The sequence below is a fragment of the Massilia sp. P1_C10 genome, from assembly GCF_056406475.1.
Map to the genome: position 1 here is coordinate 183849 of NZ_JBFUAC010000006.1, position 15099 is coordinate 198947.

Below are 15099 nucleotides of genomic sequence, written 5' to 3' on the forward strand. Positions count from 1 at the left end.
GATAATAGGGCGATCTATTCAGGTCGCCCTATGCTTATCAGAAGAAAATCCATCGAACAAGTCGAGTCCTCGCGCCGTCCCGCGCGCAAGCCAAAATTCGCCCCCGTCACCCTGTCCGAACAGGACGGCGTGCGCTACCTGCACTTCGGCACCGAATGGGTGCAAGGCGCGATGCGCATCCGCAAACCCGACTGGCCCGAGCTCGAATACGCCCAGCAGATGATGGCCTGGATGCTGTACGTCGAGCAGCCGCGCGCGATCGCCCAGCTGGGCCTGGGCACCGCCACGCTCACCAAATTCTGCTACCGCACCTTTCCGGAAGCGCGGGTCACCGCGGTCGAACTGAACCCGTCGGTGATCGCCATTTGCGAATCGATGTTCAAGCTCCCGCAGGACGACGAGCGCCTGACCATCCTCGAGATGGACGCGCTCGACTTCGTCGACGACCCGGCTAACGCAGGCGCCTTCGACGTGCTGCAGTGCGACCTGTACGACGCCACGGCCAAGGGCCCGGTGCTCGACACGCCCGAGTTCTACCAGTCTTGCTGCGCGTGCCTGGCGCCAGGCGGCGTGATGACGGTGAACCTGTTCGGCGACCATCCGAGCTTCGCGAAGAACATCAAGGCCATGAAGTATGGCTTCGATCACGTGATCTGCCTGCCCGAAGTCCACGACGGCAATGTCGTCGCGCTGTGCTTCAAGGACAAGCCGGACGTCGACGACGCCACCCTCGCCGAGCGCGCGAAGGCGATCGTCGCCGCCACCAAGCTGCCCGCCAAGTCCTGGGTCAAGGGCATCGCGGCGGCACAATAAACCAGTAGCGACGGAGACCCGGCTTTGAATGCACATGCAACGGCAGCAAGCAGCACCAAGGCGGCGCATCCGAAGTCGCTCGATCTGCAAACCCTGTTTTCCTGGCTGCTGGCCGACGGCATCGTCCAGAAGGCCGGCGTCAAGGCCCACTTCGCCGAGGCGCAGGGGATCCTGAAAAACGCCGGCGGAGCCATCGCGCCGATCGTCGCGGTCGCGCAGTGCAAGCTGGTGTCGGCGCAAACCCAGCGCGTGATGACGCTCGACGCCCTGTGCGAGTGGGTCGCGCCGAAGGTCGGCCTGAAATTCGCGCGCATCGATCCGCTCAAGGTCGACTTCACCCAGGTCGCCGACGTCATGTCGGCCAGCTACGCCGCGCGCTTCAACATCCTGCCGCTCGAGCTGACCGCGACCACGCTGGTGGTGGCCACGGCCGACCCGTTCGCGCTCGAATGGGAAAGCGAGATCGCCAAGATCTCGCGCCGCAAGATCCGGCTGGTGATCGCCAACCCGCTCGACATCGCCCAGTACATTTCGCAGTTCTTCGCGCTGGCCAAGTCGATCAAGGGGGCCAACAAGTCGACCGGCCAGGACCTCGCGCTGCGCAACAACTTCGAACAGCTGGTCGAACTTGGCAAGTCTAACAAGACGCTTGACGCCAACGACCAGCACATCGTCAACATCGTCGACTGGCTGTGGCAGTACGCCTTCGAGCAGCGCGCCTCGGACATCCACCTCGAGCCGAAGCGCGACGTCGCCACGATCCGCTTCCGCATCGACGGCGTGCTGCACCAGGTCTACCAGGTGCCGGCCATCGTGATGATCGCGATGACCGCGCGCATCAAGCTGCTGGGACGGATGGACGTGATCGAAAAGCGCCGCCCGCAGGACGGCCGCATCAAGACGCGCACGGTGGGCGGCCAGGAAGTCGAGCTGCGCCTGTCGACCATGCCGACCGCGTTCGGCGAGAAGCTGGTGATGCGTATCTTCGATCCCGATGTGGTGGTCAAGACGCTGCCCGAACTGGGCTTCCCGATCGACGACGCGCGGCGCTGGGACAGCCTCACCGCGCGCCCGCACGGCATCATCCTGGTGACCGGGCCGACCGGCTCCGGCAAGACCACCACGCTGTACACCACGCTCAAGGCGCTGGCGACCAGCGAGGTGAACGTCTGCACCGTGGAGGACCCGATCGAGATGGTCGAAGCCTCGTTCAACCAGATGCAGGTGCAGCCCGGGATCGACCTGTCGTTCGCCGACGGCGTCAAGGCGCTGATGCGGCAGGACCCGGACATCATCATGGTCGGCGAGATCCGCGACCTGGGCACGGCGGAGATGGCGATCCAGGCTGCGCTGACCGGTCACCTGGTGCTGTCGACGCTGCACACCAACGACGCGCCGTCGGCGGTGATGCGCCTGCTGGAGCTGGGCGTGCCCTACTACCTGCTGGAGGCGACGCTGATCGGCATCCTGGCGCAGCGCCTGGTGCGCACCCTGTGCGTGCATTGCAAGGCGCCCGACGGCGAGATCAACGACGACGTGTGGCACAGCATCGGCGGCGCCTGGAACATCCCGAAGCCGGCCACCATTTACCGCGCGGTCGGCTGTCCCGAATGCCGCCAGACCGGCTACCGCGGACGCACCGGAATTTACGAGCTGGTGACGGTGACCGAGGATTTCACCAAGCTGATCGACGAGGAAACCGACCTGCAGGCGCTGCGCCAGCAAGGCGTGGCCGACGGCATGAAGCCGCTGCGGATCGCCGGCGCGCTGAAGGTGGTGGAAGGCGTGACGACAGCCGAAGAAGTGCTGAAGGTGACGGCCGCGCTGTCGTAATTTGCATTTTTCAAATTTTGACCCTAGCGGAATCGAAATTCCTCGGCTATAATTCTGCCTCCCTTGGGTCGTTAGCTCAGCTGGTAGAGCAGCGGACTTTTAATCCGTTGGTCGCAGGTTCGAATCCCGCACGGCCTACCAAGAACAAGCACGAAGCCCACGAATTCACGTTCGTGGGCTTTTTGCTTTCTGCATGCTTGCTTTTCAGGTAAACGCCGCAAAGACCGTTTCGATAGGTAAGAACATGATGCGACTGTCCGCCGGATACTCAATAAACTCTGCGCATCGCAAATAGAAGCGTTTGGCCTTGTCGTCTTTGGCATGAACCAGCACCGCTCCGATTCCAATGCTGTACGAGGCGATCGCAATGCGCCGCAAAGCATCCGAGAGCATTTCCGCCCCTAGTCCCTTGCCCGTATAGGCGCTGTCTACCGCTAGCCGACCGATGACAGACACCGGGACGGTTGACGGCGCGTTGCGCCGAATTTTGCCGGGTGCGGACTCACGCGCGATCGCGCCAGCCGCGATGCAGTAAAACCCGACCACTTGCTTGCCTCGACAAACCACATAGGTGCGGGCAAACCGACTTTCGTTTTTTAGGGCGCGCTGACGCAACCACTCATTCAACGCCGGTTCGCCGCAATCGAATCGCGAAAGATCATGGTCCGCTGTGATGGGAACCGGAGGCGATAGCGGCGATGGTGGTGGTTCCGAAGAACCTCCTACCGTTTCCATGCAGGAACTCGTCGCAGCAGCGATCGCAACTTCGGCCCTGGCTCCGGAGGATTGTCGAGCGCTTCGATAAAAGCGTCGTAATAGTCGGGATTGAGTGTGAACAGCCGCTGATCCAGCAGAACATCAACCGCTTCCCTGCGAGCGCTTTCGATCATGAACTCGGTGCGGGACTTGCCAAGGATCGCTGCGGCATCATCGATCAACCGTCGGGTAGCGGCGTCGATCCGAAGGTTAATACTACCTTTTACTTCGGACGCAGCAGATCGCTCGGCAACAGCAATTGGTGCCGGGTCGTCATGATCGGAATTTGGCGCGCGCGACTTGGACATGCCTGGATTATCTGCCCGTCGTATCTACAGTGTCAACACGCTCGCGCACTGCAGCGCGGCGCGCCGATATATTTCCCTGCCGTATAATCTATCCCTTTCCGGCACCAATCGGTCCCTCGCCGGCGCGACTTTACCGACCTATGCCGACCAGCGATCTCCAGCCCTCCGAAGCCCCCTCTTCCCTGCCCGCTCGCGACACACTCGCGGACCTTGTCTCCCGGTTCGACTGGGCCTCCACTTCGCTGGGCGAAATGAGCACCTGGTCGCAGAGCCAGCGCGCGATCGTCGCGTTCGCACTGCGCTCGCCATTGGCGATCGCGATGATGTTCGGCGCGGACGGCGTCATGGTCTACAACAATGCCTACGCAGACATCTCCGGCGACAAGCATCCCCAGATGCTCGGCATGAAGGTCACCGACGTCTGGACCGAGGCGGCCGAGTTCAACGCGCAAGTCGTCGCCACGGGCATGGCCGGGAAGACGCTCTCGTTCGCGGACCAGGAGTTCGCGCTGACCCGCAACGGCAGCACGCAGCAGGCCTGGTTCAACCTGGATTATTCGCCCATCATCGGCGACGATGGCGTGCCGATCGGCGTGATCGGCATCGTCGCCGAGACCACGTCGAAAGTACGCGCCGAGCGCTACCTGGCCGGCGAGACCGCGCGCATGAAGGCGATGTTCGCGCAGGCGCCCGGCTTCATGACCATGCTGACCGGCCCGCGCCACGTATTCACGCTGGCCAATGAAGCCTACTTCGACCTGGTCGGACATCGCGAAATCATCGGCAAGGCCGCCGTGGACGCCCTGCCCGAAGCGGCCGAACAGGGATTTATCGACCTCCTCGACGGCCTCTACACGTCCGGCGAGTCGTTCTCCGGCAGCGCTATCCCGTTCAAGTCCGCCGCGACCGCGACGTCGCCCGCGCGCGAACGCTACCTCGATTTCATTTATCAGCCGCTGCGCAACGACGACAACGAGGTATTCGGCATCTTCGTGCAAGGCTCCGACGTCACCGACCGCATCCTGGCGGAGATGGCCGCGCGCGAAAGCGACAACACCTTCCGCACCCTGGCGCAGGCGCTGCCGAACCAGGTGTGGGCATCCCCTCCCAACGGCGTGCTCGACTGGTTCAACGACCGCGTCTACGCCTATTCCGGCGCCGCGCCGGGCGACCTCGATGACGGCGGCTGGGCCGCCATCGTCCATGAGGACGACATCGCCGCCGCCGCGCAGGCGTGGGAAGCGGCCACCAGCTCGGGCGCGGGGTACGAGATCGAATTTCGCCTGCGCCGATCCGACGGCGCCTACCGATGGCACATCGCGCGCGCATTGCCGATCAAGGACGAACACGGCGAGGTACTGCGCTGGGTGGGCACCAACACCGACATCGAAGACCAAAAACTGGCGGCGAAGGTGATGTCGAACATGAACGCGATCCTCGCGCTCGAGGTCAGCCAGCGCACCGCCGAACGCGATCGCATGTGGCTGCTGTCGAGCGACCTGATGCTGGTGGCCGACATGGAAGCCAACATCGTCGCTGTCAATCCGGCATTTACCTCATTGCTTGGCTGGCGCGAGTCCGAAGTGGTAGGCACTTCGTTCATCGACCTGATCCATCCCGACGACAGGGAGGGGTCATTGGCGGAAATGGCGACACTGGGGATCGGCAAGACCACCTTCCAGTTCGAGAACCGCTACCGCCACCACGACGGCAGCTACCGCATCCTGGCCTGGTCCGCTGCGCCGGATGCGGGCTTCGTCCATGGGGTGGGGCGTGACGTCACCAGCGAACGCGAAGCCGCCGAAGCGATGCGGCGCACCGAGCATGCGCTGCAGCAGTCGCAAAAGATGGAGACCATCGGGAAGCTGACCGGCGGCGTGGCGCACGACTTCAACAATCTGCTGCAGGTCATCTCGGGCAACCTGCACCTGCTGCTGTCCGATGTCGAGACCAATCCGCGCGCTTTGCGCCGTGTCGAAAACGCGATCGGCGGCGTGATGCGCGGCGCCAAGCTGGCCAGCCAGCTGCTCGCCTTCGGCCGGCGCCAAGCGCTCGAGCCCCGGGTAGTGAAGATCAGCCGCTATGTCGCCGCGATGGACGACATGCTGCACCGGACCATCGGCGAAGAGATCGAGCTGGAGACGGTGATCTCGGCCGGCTTGTGGAACGTGCTCGCCGATACCGCGCAGGTCGAAAATGCGGTGCTAAACCTGTGCATCAACGCCCGCGACGCGATGGATGGCGCCGGCCGCCTGACGATCGAAGTATGCAACGCCACGCTGGACGACGCCTACGCGAGCAACAATGTCGATGTGGTGCCCGGCCAGTACGTGATGATCGCCGTCAGCGACACCGGCAGCGGGATGACGCCTGAGGTGCTGCAGCAGGCGTGCGAGCCCTTCTTCTCGACCAAGCCGGAGGGAAAAGGCACGGGCCTTGGCCTGTCGATGGTGTACGGCTTCGTCAAGCAGTCCGGCGGCCATATCAAGATCTACAGTGAAGTGGGAAGCGGCACGTCGGTGAAGATTTACCTGCCCCGTTCGCAGGAAGCGGAGGACGCCACGCCGCTCGCGACCGTGCGGCCCATCACCGGCGGCACCGAAACCATCCTGGTCGCCGAGGACGACGACGCTGTGCGCGAAACCGTGGTCGACCTGCTCGGCGAAATGGGCTACCGCGTGCTGAAGGCGAACGACGCCTCCAGCGCGATGGCGATCATCGCGAGCGGCATGCCGATCGACCTGCTGTTCACCGACGTGGTGATGCCCGGGCCGTTGCGCAGCCCGGACCTGGCGCGCAAGGCGCGCGAACTGCTGCCGAATCTGGCGGTGCTGTTCACGTCGGGCTATACCGAAAACGCGATCGTGCATGGCGGGCGGCTCGACGCCGGTGTCGAACTGCTCGGCAAGCCGTACACGCGTGCGGCCCTGTCGCAGAAGATTCGCCACGTGCTGGCCAACCAGAAGCAGCGCATCGAGGCAGAAAAGAAGAGACACGAGCTCGAAGCCACGTCGCCGCGCAGGCCGGCGGGATCGGCGCTGAAAATCGTGCTGGTCGAAGACGACGAGGCCCTGCGTTCCATTACGACGGAAATCCTGGAGCACTTCGGCCATTCGGTCGCGCAGGCCGAGGATGCGGAAGGCGCGCTCGCGCTGCCGTCGATATTGTCGGCCGACGTGCTGATCACCGACCTCACGCTGCCCGGCATGTCGGGCGAAGCACTGGCGCAGCGCGTCAGGTTGCTGGCGCCCGACATGGGCGTGGTACTGGCATCGGGGCGGGCGAGCGAAAGCGACGTGAAGAACGCGGTCCATCTGCTCAAGCCATACGACATGGATGCGCTCAACGTCGCATTGCAGAAGGTGCTGCTACGGTGACGAACTAGATGGGGTCAAGTCCGCAGGACCAGATCCCAAGTGCTTAAACCAGCAGCGCGGCGCTCATTGACTGCACTTCATCGGCCGACTCCCGCAGGATGTCTTCGAGCGTGCTCTTGTCGACCACGAAGTCGAGCGCGCTGTCTTCGTGCGGCGTCGCCGGGGCAGTCTCGGGCAGCGCTAGCGGCGACGCCACCGGCGCAAACTGGTTCGCCAGCAGCAAGGTGTCGAGCAAGGTGCTCGGGGGCATATTCAGCAGGCCGTTGCGCAAGTTTTGGATCGCGTCCATCACCGGCTCCGGAATCGACAGCTTGCGCATCACTTCGCGGCTGACCACCTCCTCGCACAGCGAGATCCAGTTCTCCGGATCCTCGTCCAGCAATCCCGGAAATTCGTCGGCGCGCGACAGCAGGTAGAAGCCGCCCACTTCGTGGACGATGGCGGCAAACATGGCGGTGTCGGGGTTGATGAAGGTGACGCGGCGTGCCAGCACTTGCGACAGTGCTGCGACATGGGCCGTGTGCTCCCACAGTTGTGCGGCCTTGGCGCGCAGCTGCGGGTCGACGATGCGCGCGCCGAACTGGCGCACGACCAGGCTGGCGACCAGCGTCTGCAGGCTACGGTAGCCGATCCGCATGACCGCCGCGCGCACATTGGTCACGGCTTCGCCCGTGCGGTTGTACGCGGCCGAATTGGCCAGCGCAACCGTGCGCGCCGCAAGTTGCGGCTCGCCGAGCACCAGCTTGATGGCGTCTTCGATGTGGCAGTCGGGATCGTCCAGCGCAAGCTGCAGGCGCAAGGCCGCATTCACGCTGGTCGGGAAGATGATTTCGCCACGCTCTGCCTGGGCGGCGATAAGTCCAAAGGTTTCGAGTCTGTTCACCCGAAAAATTATACTCGCAAAGACGGCTGCGCCCGCGAGTAAAGGATCTGGCCTGGCGGCCAGATCCAGGTTCCGCTATTTATTTGACCTTGATTGCGCTCTTCACGCTGGTCACGCCTTCGACGCTCTTGGCCAGGCGCACTGCCTTGTCGGCATCTGCCTTGGTGTCGACGAAGCCGCTCAGCATGACAACGCCTTTTTCGGTCTCGACGTGGATCGCCATCGACTTCAGTTCCGGCTCTTTGAAGATGTCGGCCTTGACCTTGGTGGTGATCACCGAGTCGGCGACGACCACGCCCGATTTACGTGCGGCGACTTCGGACTTCACTTCGGCGCGGTCGGCGGCGACTTCGGTACGGCCAGCGACGACAGCTGCGGCGTTACGGGTCTTGTCGGCGACGTTGGAAGCGACTTCCTTGGTCTTTTCGACGGCCGTTGCGGCGGCGTTGCGGGTCTTGTCGGCGGCGACAGCGGCTGCGTTGCGGGTCTTGTCGGCGGCGACAGCGGCTGCGTTGCGGGTGTTGTCCGCGGCGTTGTCGACAGCGGCGGCGGTGCGGTTGGCGACGACCGGAGCGACACCGGTAGTCGTGGTGGTGGTCGTGGCCGGCGTGGTGGCGCCGATGACGGTGGTGGCGCCGGTGCGGTTGTCGATCAGGCATCCGGTTTTCGAGCCGCCCGCAACCTGCGCGCACTTGTCGATGGCGGCAGCCTTGGTGGCGTCGCGCGAAGCGGCGGCGGTCGTGGTCACAGGGCCGGTATCGACGGCGGCGCTGGTCGCGGTACGGTCAGCCTTGGCGTCGGCCAGGGCCGCGGTGTGCACCGAGGTCGCGGTCGCGATGCAGCTGTCCTTGTCGGCGCCGGTCATGTCGGCGCATTTGGCCTTGGCCAGCGAGAAGTCGGCGTCAGCGACGGCGGCGCGCGCCTTGGCGCGGCCGGCGGCGGTGTTGTTGTACTGGGCGATGGCGTCGGCTTCCGAATGCGCGCGCACTGCCTTCGCCTCTTCCATGCAAATCGACTTGGCGCTGCCGCTCATGCCGGTGCACTTTGCAGCGGCCATCTTGTAGTCGGCGGCGACCTTCTGGGTCACGTTACGGTAGGTCGCAGGGTCGTGGTTCAGGTTGGCGGTTGGCGCCGCGGCGAAGCTCGAGCTGACGGCGGTAGCGAGCAAGGTGGCGATGAACGTAGTCTTCATGGTGAGGTCCCTTTGGGTGATTGTTGTAAGTAGCCATATTTAACGCTGTAACAACAAACCCAATCTGTGCGTCACCGTACACTTATCGAAGAAACCACTTTATGCACACAAATCGTTTCCTCAACGGAAACATCAATCCGCCCGCAGCAGGCCCTCGCGCCACAGCGGCAGCGCATCGTCGAACGGCGTGGCGCCCAGTGCCAGCGCGGCCGGCTCGCGCGCCAGCTGCACCCAGACCAGGGTGTGGTGGGCGCTGCGCGCCGTCGGCGTGCCGGCGCCGCGCACGCTCCTGAACCAGTCGAACACGGCGCCGTAGCTGTCCGGATGCGTGCGCGCGATCCAGGACAGCGCCACCAGGTCCGCGAAGCCTTCCTCGCGCCGGCTTTCGCGCTGCGCCTTCGCTTCGGCCAGCAGACTGACGTCGTCTGCGCGCTCCTCGCCGGTCTCGACGAAGCCTGCCGGCAGCGCATGCCAGACGCCCTGCGCATAGCGCCAGCAGTGGCCGACTTCGTGCGCGGCCATCGCCTCGATCAGCAGCGGGCGCTGCGCTTCCGGCACAGACTCCAGGATCCTCTCGGCGTCGGGATTGCCGCGCATCGACAGCACCAGCTTACAGCGCTTGCCGTCGAAACCCATCGCCATCGGCACGTCGCCCGCGCCGGACTTGGGCTGGACGATGATGTCGATCGGGAGCTTCAGGCGTTGCGAATATGCCAGCACAGGGCCGGCGGCGGTCAGCCAGCGCGTCTCCGCGGCAGTGAGGGTGGCCTCGGCGAAGGCCGGGGCGGAGGTAAACATGAGGCACAGCGACGACAACAAAATTTGCTTGAGCATGGAGTGGTTCCTCCCTAAGTCCATAAATGCCTAACGGCACTTCTTTAGGGGACTGAACCACGTCGCGGGGATTTATATTTCTGTGTGGAACGAATTGCAACTGCGCGGTGTTGACCGGGTGCCAAGGGTCTGACCACATGGGTCAGACCCAGGTGTTGCCTTTACTTTGCTGCTTTCAACAGCGCATCCGCCGTCGCAAACGCCGGCCGGATATCGTTCGGCACCGACTTCTTCATCTTGTCGAGCGCCTTCTGCACGTCCGGCCCAATCACCACGTACTTGGTCATCAAGGCCTTGGCGCGCGCATAGTCGCCGGTCGCCTCGATGGTCAGGAACTCGCGGTCCAGGTCCATCACCGCCTGCTTGATCTTCTTGAAGTCGACCGAGAAGGTGCCGTCGCCGTGCGACACGAAGCCGCCCTTGTCCATGATGTAGTTGAACTGGATCGCCATGCCGCGCGCGTGCGAATCGGTCAGGCCGAAATGCAGCGTGCGAAAGGCCGACGCGAGGAAGGTGTTGTACAGCTTGCGCTCGGCCGCCTCGCCCTGCCCCAGCGCGTCCTTCAGCTGGCCCTTCTCCATCATGTACTGCAGCGCCCACAGGCCGGTGACGTCGGCTTTCGCCTCCTCGATGGTCGAATAGGTATCCTTCAGATCCTGGCGCGGCGTCGACGCCTTGCCGCCGACCTTGGTCATGTGCGGGCCCAGGCCGTGCGTGATTTCATGCGCGAGGATGTGCGTGAAGAAGGAGTCGAAATCGAGGTCCTTCTGCGCTTCCGGGCGCAGCACGATTTTCGCGATCGGCTGCAGGGTCGACTTGAACTTCGCCTGCTGGACGTTCTTGAGCATCACGCGCTTCGAGCCGCGCTGGCTGATGATGCGCTCGTCGTTCGGCAGGTTGTAGGCCGCGGTCTGGATGCCCATGTTACCGTCGCCGGCGCCATACACCTGGTTCACCACCACCATCGGCGCCAGCGCACCGACCTTCGGATTGCGGTACTGCTTGTCGACCGGCAGATTGTCTTCCAGCTCCTGCATGTGCTTGCCGAAGAAGTCCAGCTTCTGGGTCTCCTTCTGGTCGCGCACGTTTACGTAAGCCTCGAACGCCGCCTTGTAGCCGAACAGCTCGTCGTTGTAGGTCTCGTAAGGCCCGATCGTCACATCCACGGGCGAGTCGAGGTCCATCCACGCAAAATCGGACGCCAGGTAATCGTTCGACAGGAAGGCGTCTGCGCGCAGGCTCAGGAATTTCTTGAGCGACGCGTTGTCGGTCGATGCCGCCGCTTCCTTGAGCAGCTTGGACAGCTTCTCCAGTTCCGGCTTGTACTCGTCGGAATACTTCACCGTCTTGAACTTGCCGTCGTCGCCCTGGCGAATCACAGTGTAGAACCACTGCGCCTGCTCCTTGTCCTTGGCGGGCAGCGCATTGATCCACGCTTCGAGCGATTCCTTGGTCGCGCCGGCTGGATAGAAATTGGCGCCGTCAGGCTTCTTGGCGGGGATCTTGATACCGGCGTATTCGGACGGCATGAACGACAGGTTGTCGTCGATGATCGACCACGGGCCCTTGTTGACCCAGAAGTAGCGCTGGCGCGCCTTGCCCAGCGCCGACCGGTCCTTGTTCAGCGCGGCCCACAGCGCCTCGTTGCCGGACCAGCGCTGGCGCAGCTGCAGCGTGTCGACGATCTTCGCCGCTTCGATCAGCTTGGCGATGGCGGCCTTGTCGCCGGCGGAGAGTTTGGAGGTGTCGGCGGTCAGGTCGACTGGCGCGAAGCGGCTGGCCATCGCATCGAGTTGCGCGGCGGTGGCGACGGTCGGCGCGGCGGCGGGCTTGGGGGAATCAGCCGCGCCGGCAGCGCCGGCGGCGACCATCAGGATGACAGGAGCGAGGATATTCTTCATGGGTCCCTTGGATGTTTGGATAACAACGAACGCATTGTAATCCTTAAGGAACCGCTAACGAACAACCGCGTGGTCAGGTCCGCCGAACCTGACCCCATTTTTTATTTGGCGGCCGGCGCCTGCGCGATGGTAGCGAGTGGCGCCCCTTGGGTCCAGCCCGCGCCGAGCGAACGCGCCACCGCAACGGCTGCCAGCAGCCGCTGCGTGCGAATCTGCACCGCCGCGCGGTCGGCAGCGAGCGAACTGCGCTGCGCATCGGTCACGTCCAGATAGTTGGACACGCCGCGGTCGTAGCGCGCCTGCGCCACAAGGTACGCGCGCGCCGCTGCCTGGCGCGCCTGCGCCTGCGCGTCGCCCTGCTGCTGGCGCTCCTGCACGTCCGACAGCGCATCCTCGACTTCGCGCAGCGCCGTCAGCAGGCGCGTTTCGTGATTCGCCACCGCTTCTTCGTAACGCGCTTTCGCCACCGCCAGGTTGGCCTTGTTCCTGCCGCCGTCGAAAATCGGCAGCGACAGCGCCAGCGGACCGACCGAGAACTGGCGCGCGCTGCCATCGGCCAGGTTGCGCAGGCTTTCGGACGCATAGCCGAAGTTCCCGGTCAGGCTCAGCGATGGATAGAACGCGCCTTCGGCCACGCCCACTTGCGCGTTGGCCGAACGCAGTTGCGCCACGCTCGACGCCAGGTCGGGACGCTGCGCCAGCAGGCTGGCCGGCAGGCCGACCGGAATTGCCGGCGGCAGCGGCAGGTCGGCATTGCCCAGCGATGCGATCAGCGGCGCCGACGGCGACACGCCGACCAGCGTCGCCAAGCTGTGTTCGAGCAGGTTGCGCTGACGCTGCACTTCATGCAGGTCGGCCTCCGCGTTGGCGCGCTCGACGCGCGCGCGCGACAGGTCCAGCTCATTCGACAGGCCGCCGTTGAAGCGCGCCTCGACCAGCTGCTCCGACTCGCGCCGGGTGCCCAGCGCATTTTTCAGGATCGCCATTTCCGCATCGAGCCCGCGCAGCTGCCAGTAGTTGGTGGCCACCTGCGCCGACAGCAGCAGGATCACGCCGTCGCGATCGTCTTGCGCCGCCAGCGCCTGCGCATCGGCCGCTTCGACCACGCGCCGCACGCGGCCCCACAAATCGAGCTCGTACGACAACGAGCCGCCGATCGCGTAGTTGTTGCCCTTGATCGAGCGATGCCCCAGCGCCAGGCCCTGCGATGTTTCGGCGGAACTGCGCGAGTTGGACACCTGCGCGCCGACGCTGACGGTCGGCGCCTGCCCCGCACGAAACACGCCGAGCTGCGCCTGCGCCTGCAGCAACCGCTGCGCGCTCGCCTTCACGCCCGGGTTGTCGCGCACGGCGCGCTGTTCGAGCGCGTTCAGGGCCGGATCGTTGAACACGGTCCACCACTCCGCCGGCAGGCGCGCGGTATCGACCCTGGCGGCATCGGCGTGGCGGTAGGCCGCACCGGCCGGCGTGGCCGGCGCCGAAAATTCCGAACCGACGGTAGTGGCGCAGCCGGTAACAAAGGCGGCAAACGACAGCGCCAGCGCGCCGCGAACAAACAGTGGTGTCATAGCGATTCTCATATTCTTGATTAGTGGGCGCCGGCGCCGCTCGCGCCCGATGGCGACTTGACCTTGTTGGCGAACCAGAGGACCACGATGCAGGCGATCAGCACGCAGCCCATGATCACGAAGCCGTCGTTGTAGGCCATGATGAAAGACTCGCGCCGCACGATGCGGTCCAGCGCGGCCAGCGCCTGGTTGCCGGCAGTGACCTGGTCGACGCCGTTGGCCATGAAGGCCTGCGTCATCTGCTCGATGCGCTGCTGCGTCGCCGCGGCGTAGCTGGAAATCGACTCGCCAAGGCGCGCCGAGTGGAAGTGCTCGCGGTTGGTCAGCGCGGTCGACAGCAGCGCGATGCCCACCGAGCCGCCAAGGTTGCGGGTCATGTTGAACAGGCTCGACGCCGACGACATGTTCTGCGGGGAGATGCCCTGCATCGCGAAGTTCGACAGCGTCAGCATGATGAACGGCTGGCCGAGCGCCCGGATCACCTGCGACCACAGCAGCTGGTCGTAGCCGGTGGTGGCGTCAAGGTTCGCGTTCATCAGGCACGACACGCCGAACATCGCCAGGCCGATCGAGCACAGGATGCGGTTGTCGACCTTTGAGGACAGCGCGGCGGCGAACGGCATCACGAACAGCTGCGGCAGGCCGGCCCACATGATCACTTCGCCGATCTGCATCGGCGTGTAGCCGGCGATCTGGCCCAGGTACAGCGGCAGCAGGAAGGAGGCACCGTACAGCCCCATGCCGACGCAGGCCGACAGCGCGGTCGCGACCAGGAAGTTACGCTCGCCGTAAAGGCGCAGGTTGACGAACGGCTCGGCGCGCGTCAGGCTCGTAGCGACCCAGCCGACGATGCCGAACAGCGCCAGGCCGGCGAAGGTGATGATGAACTCGGAGTCGAACCAGTCTTTCGAATTGCCCTCTTCCAGGAAGATGGTCAGGCTGCCCAGGCCGATGGCCATCAGCGCGATGCCGATCCAGTCGGCCTTGGCGAGGAATTCGAGGTGGACCTTTTCCTTGTCCAGCCCCCACCAGACGCCGAAGATCAGCAGCAGGCCCGGCACCCAGTTGATGTAGAAGATCGACGGCCAGCCGTACAGCTCGGACAGATAGCCGCCCAGGGTCGGGCCCATGGTCGGCGCCAGCGTCGCGGTCAGGCCGAATACCGCCATGCCGATCGCGCGCTTGGACGGCGGCAGCTTGGCCATCACCAGCGTCATCGCCATCGGGATCAGGGCGCCGCCGGTGAAGCCCTGCATCATGCGGAACACGATCATCGACGACAGGCTCCAGGCGCCGCCGCACAAGGTCGAAAACAGCAGGAACAGCGCGGTGGTGCCCATCATGTAGCCGCGCATGCCGAACACGCGCACCAGCAGCGCGGTGAGCGGAATGACGACGATTTCGGCGCACAGGTAGGCGGTGGAGATCCACGAGCCCTCTTCCTGCGTGGCCGACAGCGTGCCGAGGATGTCCTTGAGCGACGAGTTGGTGATCTGGATGTCGAGGACGGCCATGAACGCGCCGAGCATGCCGGCGGCGACCGCGATCCAGGTGCGCAGGTCGACCTTCTGTCCCGCCAGGGCGGGCACGATGGCGCCGCGCGGCGTGTGTGTGGTGCTGGACATCGCGCTGGC

The 15099-nt window shown here is 64.6% G+C and carries 11 protein-coding genes and 1 tRNA gene; 4 read left to right on the top strand and 8 right to left on the bottom strand.

Features of this window, described 5'->3' with window-relative positions; genetic code table 11:
- The first annotated feature begins 30 nt into the window (after window positions 1-30).
- From AC1D02_RS15110 to AC1D02_RS15120, 3 genes are all read left to right on the top strand, one after another.
- Window positions 31-813 (top strand): spermine/spermidine synthase domain-containing protein, encoded by a 783-nt coding sequence (locus AC1D02_RS15110; protein WP_477318231.1) that lies wholly within the window; start codon window positions 31-33, stop codon window positions 811-813.
- Window positions 814-837: 24 nt separating this feature from the next.
- Window positions 838-2646, top strand: a complete 1809-nt coding sequence (gene tfpB / locus AC1D02_RS15115) for a type IV pilus assembly ATPase TfpB (RefSeq protein ID WP_477318233.1) — start codon at window positions 838-840, stop codon at window positions 2644-2646.
- Between the two features lie 65 nt (window positions 2647-2711).
- Window positions 2712-2787, top strand: a tRNA-Lys gene (locus AC1D02_RS15120).
- 63 nt (window positions 2788-2850) lie between these two features.
- On the opposite strand, the gene AC1D02_RS15125 is transcribed toward AC1D02_RS15120, so the two are convergent.
- The gene (locus tag AC1D02_RS15125; protein ID WP_477318235.1) at window positions 2851-3381 is read right to left on the bottom strand and encodes a GNAT family N-acetyltransferase; all 531 of its coding nucleotides are present in this window, start codon (window positions 3379-3381) and stop codon (window positions 2851-2853) included.
- Window positions 3369-3710, bottom strand: coding sequence for a type II toxin-antitoxin system TacA family antitoxin (locus tag AC1D02_RS15130; protein ID WP_477318237.1), 342 nt, complete (start codon window positions 3708-3710; stop codon window positions 3369-3371). The genes AC1D02_RS15125 and AC1D02_RS15130 overlap by 13 nt, the downstream gene beginning before the upstream one ends.
- Window positions 3711-3961: 251 nt before the next feature.
- Between AC1D02_RS15130 and AC1D02_RS15135 the strand changes: the two genes are divergently transcribed.
- Window positions 3962-7087 carry a hybrid sensor histidine kinase/response regulator gene (locus tag AC1D02_RS15135; protein WP_477318240.1) on the top strand — a complete coding sequence of 1042 codons (3126 nt, stop codon included), beginning with the start codon at window positions 3962-3964 and terminating at the stop codon, window positions 7085-7087.
- Window positions 7088-7130: 43 nt separating this feature from the next.
- On the opposite strand, the gene AC1D02_RS15140 is transcribed toward AC1D02_RS15135, so the two are convergent.
- From AC1D02_RS15140 to AC1D02_RS15165, 6 genes are all read right to left on the bottom strand, one after another.
- Complete coding sequence (locus AC1D02_RS15140) at window positions 7131-7970, bottom strand: HDOD domain-containing protein (RefSeq protein ID WP_477318242.1); 840 nt, start codon at window positions 7968-7970, stop codon at window positions 7131-7133.
- A 79-nt stretch (window positions 7971-8049) separates the two neighbouring features.
- A complete protein-coding gene (locus tag AC1D02_RS15145; RefSeq protein ID WP_477318244.1) occupies window positions 8050-9162 on the bottom strand; it encodes a BON domain-containing protein in 1113 nt (370 codons plus the stop codon).
- Between the two features lie 132 nt (window positions 9163-9294).
- Window positions 9295-9996 (bottom strand): hypothetical protein, encoded by a 702-nt coding sequence (locus tag AC1D02_RS15150; protein ID WP_477318246.1) that lies wholly within the window; start codon window positions 9994-9996, stop codon window positions 9295-9297.
- Between the two features lie 161 nt (window positions 9997-10157).
- Window positions 10158-11897, bottom strand: a complete 1740-nt coding sequence (locus AC1D02_RS15155; RefSeq protein WP_477318248.1) for a dipeptidyl-peptidase 3 family protein — start codon at window positions 11895-11897, stop codon at window positions 10158-10160.
- 101 nt (window positions 11898-11998) lie between these two features.
- The gene (locus tag AC1D02_RS15160) at window positions 11999-13465 is read right to left on the bottom strand and encodes an efflux transporter outer membrane subunit (protein WP_477318250.1); all 1467 of its coding nucleotides are present in this window, start codon (window positions 13463-13465) and stop codon (window positions 11999-12001) included.
- Between the two features lie 20 nt (window positions 13466-13485).
- Window positions 13486-15090: a DHA2 family efflux MFS transporter permease subunit gene (locus AC1D02_RS15165; RefSeq protein ID WP_477318252.1), complete on the bottom strand. Its 1605-nt coding sequence runs from the start codon at window positions 15088-15090 to the stop codon at window positions 13486-13488.
- Between the last annotated feature and the right edge of the window lie 9 nt (window positions 15091-15099).